The 2796-nt window shown below is 68.7% G+C and carries 3 protein-coding genes and 1 pseudogene; 1 reads left to right on the plus strand and 3 read right to left on the minus strand.

Translation table 11 applies throughout. The features are described 5' to 3' along the window. Positions 1–299 (plus strand): annotated as a pseudogene (locus AB0I77_RS53260) (hypothetical protein); the annotation flags it as partial. Here AB0I77_RS53260 and tnpB read toward each other — a convergent pair. The 3 genes from tnpB to AB0I77_RS53275 all read right to left on the minus strand — a co-directional run. Further along, positions 272–1723 (minus strand): IS607 family element RNA-guided endonuclease TnpB, encoded by a 1452-nt coding sequence (tnpB, locus tag AB0I77_RS53265; RefSeq protein ID WP_363290283.1) that lies wholly within the window; start codon positions 1721–1723, stop codon positions 272–274. The pseudogene AB0I77_RS53260 and the gene tnpB overlap by 28 nt on opposite strands. Next, entirely contained in the window at positions 1720–2295 is a 576-nt protein-coding gene (locus AB0I77_RS53270) for an IS607 family transposase (RefSeq protein WP_363290284.1), read from the minus strand. Before AB0I77_RS53270 ends, tnpB begins: the two co-directional genes overlap by 4 nt. A gap of 44 nt (positions 2296–2339) precedes the next feature. Then, on the minus strand, positions 2340–2796 hold a 457-nt coding region (locus AB0I77_RS53275; protein ID WP_363290285.1), incomplete at its 5' end, for a transposase.

Raw genomic sequence — 2796 nt, forward strand, 5'->3', positions numbered from 1 at the left:
ACATCCCCCACGACCGTCTGGCCCGCGTCTACGCCTACGACGCCCTCGGCTCCTTCGTCGCACTCCCCGCCGGCGAAATGGCCGCCGGCCCCCTCGCCGCCCGACTGGGCATCCACACCACGCTCCTGGGCGGCGCCGCCCTGATGACCGCGGCCACGGCGGCAGCCTTGTGCAGCCCCCAGATCCGCACCCTGACAACGGGCCGCACCGTTACTGAGAGCCTCAGCGACTCTCAGCAATCCGGGCATTTCGGCCCGGGTGGTCCGTCACGTCACCAAAGCGTGAGGGCTTCGGCTTGAGTACGGTCTCCCGTTTCCGTCTGCCGCTGGTGCGGCAGGGTTGCGCCACCTGCCCGCCCCGTCCCCGTCTTGCGGCGGGGACGGGTGATGCGGGTCTTCTGGTCGGCTCCACGGGGCTTGGACACCTTGGTGGTGTCCTGGTCTCCGGCTACTCCGGTACCAGTCGTACAGGCTGCCGCGAGAGCGGCGAGGTTGCGGGCCGCGTTGTCGTCCCGGTCGAGGACGAGACCGCAGGCGTCGCATGCGTAGGTCCGGACGTGCAGCGGCAGCTTGGCTTTCACCGCGCCGCAGCCGGAACAGGTTTTCGAGGAGGGATACCAGCGGTCGGCGACCGTGATGCGGGTGGCATGGCGCTGGGTTTTGCAGGTGAGCCGGCGGCGGATCTCCCCGAATCCGGCGTCGGCTATCTTCCGGGCCAGACGCCGGTTCTTGAGCATCCCGGCGACGCCCAGGTCTTCGACCACGATGGTGCCGTACTCGGCCGTGACCTTGGTGGTCAGCTTGTGCAAGGCGTCCTGGCGCAGGTTCGCGATCCGGTGGTGCACCTTGTTGCGCTGGGCGTTGGCTTTCTCCCACCGCTTGGACGGCTGCCGTCCAGTGCGCCGGTCGGGGCCCTGGCGGCGGGAGACGACGCGGGATGCCCGGCGCAGCCGCTTCAGCGCACCGTCGAGGTGCTTCGGGTTGGAGACGGTGCGGATCTCCCCGTGGCTGTCGGCCATCACCGCGAGGGTTTTCACTCCGAGATCAATGCCGACGGCGGTGTCCGGGCGGGCGACGCGGGTGATCTCCCGGGCAACTTCGACCTGGAAGGCGACGAACCACCGGCCGCGCTCATGCCGGACGGTCGCGGACAGGATGCGTGCCGTGCCTGCGGTGATGCGGTCGCGGAGGCTGTCGGCCCGCTCGTGCACCCGCATGGTGCCGAGTCGGGGCAGGGTGACGTGACGGCCGTCCTGCTCGACGCGGATCGTGCCGGTGGTGAACCGGCAGGCAAGGCGCGCCTTCCGCTTCGACTTGAAACGGGGCGTCCCGACCTTCTTGCCGCGCCGCTTGCCCTGCTTCGACTTCGCGTAGTTGTCGAACGCAGCGGCGGCGTTCGACAGGCCGGTGTTGTACGCCTCTTTGGAGTTCTCCTCCCACCAGTTCGCGAACCGCGCATCGGTGGTCTTGATGGCGTTGAACGCCTTCCTGAGGGCGGGCAGCGACCACGGCCGCCACTGCGTCAGCATGGTCTCGGGGACGCCGTAGGTTTCCTCCGCCGTGCGCTGCCACCACGAGGCGGTCACCCAGCCGACCGCCCAGTTGTACGCGGCGCGCGCCGCACCGCAGTGCGAGCGCAACGCGGCTTCCTGGGTGGCATTCGGGCCGAGCGCGTACCGGTACGCCTGCACCACGAAACCCGGCTGCGGCTGGAACTTCTTCACTCGGCGGCCTCGCCCATCGCCACGGCCACCGCGCGGGCGGCGCGGTTCTTCGCCGCTCGGCGCCCGTACAGGCGCGCGCACATCGACGTCAGCACCTCGGTGATGTCCCGCACCAGGTCGTCGGCGGTCTCAGCGGGGTCCAGGACCACCAGACGCCGACCGGACGCCGACAGGACAGCTTCGAGATGCTCGACGCCGAACCGAGCCAGCCGGTCGCGGTGCTCGACCACGATCACAGCGGCGTTCGGGTCGGACAGGAGGCGGTGCAGCTTGCGGCGGCGCCCGTTCAACCCCGACCCGACCTCGGTCACCACCTCAGCGACCGGCAAACCGAGACCGGTAGCCCCCTGGACTACGCGGGCGACCTGCCGGTCAAGGTCCGGCTTCTGGTCGGCCGAGGAAACACGGCAGTACGCCACAACCCGCCCGGACGCCTCAGTGGCGGGCTCGTCGACCAGCCACGTCCCGGACAGTGTCTGGCGTACAGGAACCGGCATGCGGCCCTCTTTCGCCCACGTCCACGCGGTCTGGTAGTGCACGCCGTTGCGTGCAGCCCACTCGGAAAGCTTCATATGGTCAAGATAATAGATGAGAAAGGTTGAGATTCACTGATGGTTCACGGAACAGTTGTTACCCCCTCAGCACCGTCCGGGTTCCAACCTGCCCGGACCAGCATCACGCGGGCGGAGTTCTTGTCCCTGGGGGACACGGCTCCGCACACGGTGCAGGTATACGTTCTCATCGAGAGAGGTAGTGCGTGCTTGGTTCTCGCTCCGCACTGCGCACAGTCCATCGTGGTGTGCGCCGGGTGCACGAGACGGACGTCTCGTGCGTGTTTGCGGCCCATCTCGATCAGGGCACGCTTCGTCGCGGCGATCGCGGCATCGGCCGCCTTGCGGGCCATGGTGGTCTTCGCGAGGAACTTCGGCCGGAAGTCCTCCACCGCAACCCCGTCATGACCGCGCATCACGGACTTGGCCCACTTGCGGCCGGTGTCCTCACGCTGCCTCGCGATCTTCTTGTCCAGCTTCGCTGCCTGCGCCTGCGCCTTCCGGTAGCCCGCGGATGCGGGC

Origin of the sequence: Streptomyces sp. NPDC050619, assembly GCF_040654815.1 — a bacterium.
In the GTDB taxonomy this organism is placed as follows: domain Bacteria; phylum Actinomycetota; class Actinomycetes; order Streptomycetales; family Streptomycetaceae; genus Streptomyces.